This window comes from Acutalibacter sp. 1XD8-33, assembly GCF_003612555.1.
Classification (GTDB): Bacteria; Bacillota; Clostridia; order Oscillospirales; family Acutalibacteraceae; genus Acutalibacter.
Window position 1 is genome coordinate 264542 of record NZ_RAZF01000002.1, and the last position, 6189, is coordinate 270730.

4 protein-coding genes and 1 tRNA gene are annotated in these 6189 nt (G+C 53.6%); 3 read left to right on the top strand and 2 right to left on the bottom strand.

All coding sequences use genetic code 11. The features are described 5' to 3' along the window. Window positions 1-64 precede the first annotated feature (64 nt). On the bottom strand, window positions 65-2383 hold the full coding sequence (locus tag D7X94_RS03170; protein WP_120426245.1) for a LuxR C-terminal-related transcriptional regulator: 2319 nt from the start codon (window positions 2381-2383) through the stop codon (window positions 65-67). 661 nt (window positions 2384-3044) lie between these two features. Between D7X94_RS03170 and D7X94_RS19765 the strand changes: the two genes are divergently transcribed. Next, on the top strand, window positions 3045-3176 hold the full coding sequence (locus D7X94_RS19765) for a transposase domain-containing protein (RefSeq protein ID WP_158590875.1): 132 nt from the start codon (window positions 3045-3047) through the stop codon (window positions 3174-3176). Window positions 3177-3380: 204 nt separating this feature from the next. On the opposite strand, the gene D7X94_RS03180 is transcribed toward D7X94_RS19765, so the two are convergent. Beyond that, a tRNA-Leu gene (locus D7X94_RS03180) sits at window positions 3381-3463 on the bottom strand. 190 nt (window positions 3464-3653) lie between these two features. On the opposite strand from D7X94_RS03180, the gene D7X94_RS03185 reads away from it, so the two are divergent. Beyond that, the gene (locus D7X94_RS03185; RefSeq protein WP_120426247.1) at window positions 3654-4208 is read left to right on the top strand and encodes a QueT transporter family protein; all 555 of its coding nucleotides are present in this window, start codon (window positions 3654-3656) and stop codon (window positions 4206-4208) included. A gap of 24 nt (window positions 4209-4232) precedes the next feature. Continuing rightward, entirely contained in the window at window positions 4233-5621 is a 1389-nt protein-coding gene (locus D7X94_RS03190; protein ID WP_120426248.1) for a TrkH family potassium uptake protein, read from the top strand. The last annotated feature ends 568 nt before the right edge of the window (window positions 5622-6189 follow it).

Consider the following 6189-nt stretch of genomic DNA (forward strand, 5'->3'; position numbering starts at 1 on the left):
ACAACACGGCTCCTCGTCTGAATTTGCCGGAAATGGGAATACAAACGCCTAATGGTATGGCTTCTTATATCAACCCCAAGCTCTTTGCCGCGGCAATGGCCTCCACCTTGTCGCAGGCCCCCAGCTTGCGGTAGTTTTCCTTGATGTGATAGCGCACGGTGTCCGGCTTCATGGAGAGCCGCTCGGCAATCAGGGTGGCGGTCAGGCCCTCGGATTGCAGCCGCAGCACCTCCCGGGCGGTCTTTGAGAAGTTCCCCGCGCTGGTGGACTGGGGCTTCAGATAGCGGGGGTACTGCTTCGCCGTCAGCCGGACCTCCTCCATCACCTGCCGGAACCAAGGACTGTCCCGGCCCTGGGCCTTGAGCAGCGGCAGAACGGCCGGACCCAGCTCTGTGATAAGCCGCACAAAGTGATAGCTCTCCGCCTCGTCCAGGGCGGCCCGGAGCAGAGGCTCCCAGTCTGTCCCCAGCCTGCGCCGGGCAATAGCCCCTAAAAACCCTGCCTCCATGCCCACATAAGTCCGCTGGCAGCGCTTCGCATACTCGCTGAGCTTTTCCAGCAGGGCCAGAGCTTTCAGGTTTTCGCCTATCGCCAGGTAGCATCGCACCTTGGTGAAGTAGCGATAGCGCTCCATGGTGATGAACTCCTTGTCCTCGTCCGGGGCATTGGCCAGCCATTGGCTGACTGCCTGTAAATCCCCGGCATATAGGGACAGCCTGCACCGCGTGGCCTGTATATTGGGCATCAGCTGTACCGCCTTTTCTTCCTCCACAGCCGACTGGAAGGAGTTCAGCAAAGCGTTGGCGCTGGCCAGTTCCCCTTGCAGCACCATCAGCCGCACCCGCTGGCCCACCGCCGCAAAGGCGATCTCCTGCCTGCCGCCGCACTCAGTCTCCAGCTGCGCCCGGGCGAGCAGGGTCAGCACCTCATAGTTATCCTCTCCTTTCTCATAGAGACTCTCTCCCAGAGCGGCTTTCACCAGCCCCTTGCCGTACCTGCCCAGCACCCGTTCCACCAGGGGGCCGACTGTACGTGCCAGCGTCCGGTCCGACCGGCTCCACTTACAGAAGTCCTTACCCCCGCTCATGATGCTGGGCACATTGCTGGTGGCGGAGAACTCCGGCAGGTGAATCCCCTGGTCCAGCAGCATAGCCGGGGCCCGGAGCATAATTTTCAGCACATCCCGGCTCCCCCGGTGGGGCAAGCCGATATCAAGATAGCAGAGATAGCTCTGGGCCTCCCGCATGGCCCCACCCTGGGCTGTCTTGGCAAACTTCGCCAGTTTACCATACCAGAACTCGCTTTTTTCCGGGTCCATAAGCATGGAGTGCAGCATGGAAAGCCCCGCCATGAGCACTGGGCTCTTCTCCGCTTCGTCCTCGCCTATGCGCAAATAGTAGCGGCGCAGCTCGTAATAGTGGCCCGCGCCGGGATTCATGCGGGCGTTGCGGATGAGAAGCTCCCGTATCTGTCCCTGGTTGCCGCTGCGCTCATACATCTCCAGGGCCAAAGCGAACTGGCCGTTCATCTCGTAATAGATCCCGGCATTTTTGGCGCAGGTCTTTACCTGCTCTTCTCCCAGGACCTGCACGGCCTGCTCCCGCAGCGCGTGCAAAAGCACCGGCCGCAAACGGTACACCCCGTCCTCTTGAAAAAGGAAATTCCCCGTTTCCACCGCCTTTTGCACCATGACGGAGGCCAGCCGGCTGGCGGTGATCAGCTCTGCCAAGGGGAGCGTGAACTCCTCCACCACGCTAACCTGCATCAGAAACTCCAGCAGCTCGCTGTCCCACTGCACCATGATGTTTTCTTCCAGATATCGGGAGAAAGCGTTGTGGATCTCCTGGTACATCTTTGGCCCGGGGGACAGCCCCTCGGCCATCCGCAGGGCCGCGTGGCGCACAATGTAGCCGTTCCCCTCGGCGGTATCTACCAAATATCGCAGACCCTCTTCGGTGTAGCTGAGGCCCAGGCTGTCCAGGTAGCTCCGGATCTCTTTCTTCCCCAGGCGCATATCATTTTCGCTGAGAACAATAAAACCCATATTGACGTACTCGGGCATGAGCCAGGAGGGCACCGGGCTGCGGCTCACCAGGACCAGCCAGGTATCCAGGTGGGCTATCAGACCTTTCACCGGCTTCCGACGCTGCTCATCCAGCAGGTGCAGGTCGTCAAGGACTACAATTCCTTGGCCCCAAAGGGCGCTTTCGTCCCAACGACGGTCCCCGCAGCTTAAATAGACATGACGGCGCTTGCCGAGATACTTCTGTACAAAGGCGGTCTTGCCATAACCGGTAGCGCCATAAATATAGGCCGTCTGGCCCAGGCTTTTTGCCGCTTTCAGCTTGCGGCACGCGCCCTCCGGCATGATATATTTCTCCAAATTTCAGACTCCCTCTCTCAAAACGCGTGCAAGAAAGCCACAGTGACCACCTGCGTGTTCCTGCGGCTACCTATTCGATAAAGGGGCAAAGCAGGCACAACTATTGCTTGCTAAACAATTATACATGCACATCGTAAAATCACAACCCCTTTCCAGTAATTTTTGTAACTTTTCTGCCTGCATATGAAACATCCTTATTGACTTTATCACATTATACAGGCTTTAAATGGCTTTGTACACTCCCCGGATTGGGTAGGACAGAATTATCAGGTCAAAGAAAGGCTGCTATGGGCTCGATTGCCACCGGAGCCGAGAGGTAGCGCAGCCTTTTCAGATGCTCTTTGGCAGGGCACTTACGAGTAGCAGGCCGTACAGCGCCTGTGCTTCCCGCGATACGCCCTTGCAGCGGTGACCGTTCAGCAGGATTTCAGCAGGATTTTAGGGATACAGTAAAAGCTGTACTAGTTAACATGCGTTAACTATAGCAGAAAGAGTGAACTGATGCATGTGTTTCTGGACGGACGCTTGGAACTATCCACAACAACCGCACGGAACGGCCTTTTGCGGTGGGTCGGAAAAACTAGCTGTTTTATAATTCGCCCAGAGGAGCAGAGGCCGGCGCGGGAGTTCGCGAAGCGAATACCCACGGCGTCATTCTATTGTGGAGACTGCTAAAACCAATCGACTGCGACCTTTCCGGTATTTTCAGTTTTTGCTGGAGCGGCTGTCTGTGGGGACTCCTATTGAAGATTGCCTGCTCTGGGGACAGACGGCCCAGACTTTGTGCAGGTAGCTTGGCGGCTCATTTTGCTTAATATTTCAAATAGCATCCCCCTTTTGAGAATTGCTCTTGTTTCCTTCCTGTCACGAGGGTTCGTTTCTATTTTTCGCTTACTTTCATCTACATTTTTGACTTTCCAAATCCAGCCTTTTGGGATGCAAAAAACCGCGTGGTTACGCGGTTTTTTGCCCAAATATCTTTTTGGTTTTCCTAGGATGGTGCGGGCGACAGGACTCGAACCTGCACAGTTTCCCACCAGAACCTAAATCTGGCGCGTCTGCCAATTCCGCCACACCCGCATTATTTGTTTATTATACTCCTTTTTCCCTAAAAGCGCAAGGAAATTTTCTTTTTGTGCTTGCTTTTTTCCCTGAAATATCGTATTCTATTTTTGCAGCCCTTTTTGCTGCGGTCAGTCGCGAAATCCTGACCTTAAAAAATACTAGAGCTTTCGCCCTTGGCGGAAGCTCCTCTTAGGAGGAAATCAAGATGTCAAGTTCTAAGAAAGTTTGCTTCATCGCCCTGAGTGCCGTGATCGCCGCGCTGTATGCTGTGCTTACCTATGTATCCGCCGCCATGAACCTGGCCTATGGCGCCGTGCAGTTCCGTGTTTCAGAAGCCCTCACGGTCCTACCGGCCTTTACGCCTGCCGCCGTTCCTGGTCTGGCTCTAGGCTGCTTTTTATCTAACCTTACCAGTCCCTTTGGCATTGTAGACTGGGTTTTTGGCACTGGCGCATCCCTTTTGGCCGCTTTAGGCACCCTGGCAGTTTCCCGGTTTCGCTATAAAGGCATTCCCCTGCTGGCGCCGCTGCCGCCTGTCCTCGCCAATGGTATAATCGTCGGTCTGGAGCTCTCCTTCTTTTCTGAGGCCGGGGCTTTCTCTTTTGCCAATTTCTCTCCCGTTGCTTTTGCCGCTGGAGCTCTTTCCGTTGGTTTAGGAGAATTGGTTGTATGCTATGGGTTGGGTTTGCCTCTGATTATTGTTTTGCAAAAAATGCGGCTTTTCGACCGGTTCAGCGCTCTATTCTCTGGAAGAATCTGAAATTTAGCTGTAGGAGGAAGAGAAATGCCTGATCTCAGCCAAATGAAGCGGCATCTGGATGAAAGAATAAAAACTATGCCCCCTGTGCGGATTATTGTTGCCAGCTTCTTTCTGCTGATTGCCCTAGGTACGCTGTTCTTGACCTTGCCGGTTGCTTCTGCCTCTGGCGCTTTTACCCATCCTTTGGACGCCCTTTTTACCGCCACTTCAGCAACCTGTGTAACCGGACTTTCTGTTGTGGATACGACTTCCCATTGGAATGTATTCGGACAGGTTGTCATTCTGTTGCTTATTCAAATGGGTGGTCTGGGACTCTCGACCTTTGCCACAGGCTTCTCGCTTCTGGTACACCGGAGGCTGAGGCTCCGGGAAATGGTCCTTACCGGGGAGGCCTCCGGTGGCAATATGCCTGATGCTGCCTCTCTCCTCAAGCTCATGTTAGGATTTACATTTGCCTGTGAACTTGCCGGGGCTGGACTGCTGATGTTCCGTCTTGTACCGGAATACGGTATAGGAGGAATCTGGCCCGCAATTTTTGTCTCGATTTCCGCATATTGCAATGCGGGGTTTGATATTTTAGGTTTTATTCCCGGCAATTCCAGCCTAACAGCTTTTGTGGGTGATCCCCTGGTCTGTCTTACAATTTCCGGGCTTATTATCACCGGTGGTCTGGGTTTCGTGGTGGTAAGGGATATTTATCAGTCTAAATTCCTTTCCCCCATGCGCCACCAGGGGCGAAAGCGCCTGAATTTCCATTCACAGATTTGTCTGCGTGCTACCTTAATCATACTCCTTTTTAGTACGCTGGGATTTTTCCTATTGGAATATAGGCGAACGATGGGCAATCTGTCTCTTTTCGAAAAACTGAATGCCGCCTTCTTCCAGGCGGTGAACACGCGTACCGCCGGATTTGCCTCAGTAGATATCGCCGCGCAAGACAGTTTTACCAAGGTTCTTTCTGTAGCCCTGATGTTTATTGGCGGCTGTCCCGGCTCTACCGCTGGAGGCGTAAAAACGACCACTTTGGTTGTCCTCCTGGTTACAGTGCTCTCTACCCTGCGGGGCCAGGAGGAAGCTGTGGTGCTCAGGCACCGCTTTTCTCATAGAGTTGTCTACAAGTCCCTTACGGTTGTTCTCTTGGGGCTGGCTGTGGTCTTTGCCGACGCCTGTGCGCTTACTCTGCTGAATCCCCAACTCCACTTCGTAGATCTGCTCTATGAGTCAGCCTCCGCCCTGGGAACCGCCGGGCTTAGCGCCAGTATTACCACGCGGCTGGAGCCTGTTTCCCGTCTGATTCTCTGCGTAACCATGTTCATCGGCCGGGTTGGCCCATTGTCCTTTGGTCTATCTATTCTGATGCGGGCAAAATCCTCCCCCTCTGTTTTACCAGAAGGCCGCATGCTGATCGGCTAAATTACTGAACTGCTTTTCAAACGTTGCTTCTAAAATTTTAAGAGCTTATGGGCTGAAATTTTGCCAGCCTATAAGCTCTTTCTGTTTCTCAAATACTGCTTGCTACATTCCCTATCTTCGGAAATTTTTTCTCAACTTTTTATCCATGTCTCCCAGCGCCATCCTCACTTTTTCCTCTCCCAGGAAATTTTTTCAGTAGCAAACAAGGAAACCAAGGGATTATTGACACGGAGTCTCTCCCAGCCACTGGAGTGGGCTCCGGCGGCCAGGGCAGAAGTTTCGTCGTCTCACCTGCCGGTTCGACGTCGGCGCTTGACGGTCTCCATCGGAGACCAGCGCTCTTTTCAAAGGTGGTAGAGTATGCCTTAGCAACGTCCCACGGTCTTGACCTTAAACTTCTAAGAAGCGCAATTTTTGCTGGTGGGGAATCATAGGTTAACACTCGCTTCGCTCGGTTAACAAAATCCCCGTTTCGCGAAGCAAAACTCTTGCAAGAGGTAAGCGAAAAATAGATTCGAACCCTCGTAAAAAAGGAAAAAAGCAAGAGCGGTTCCCATAAGGAGCCGCT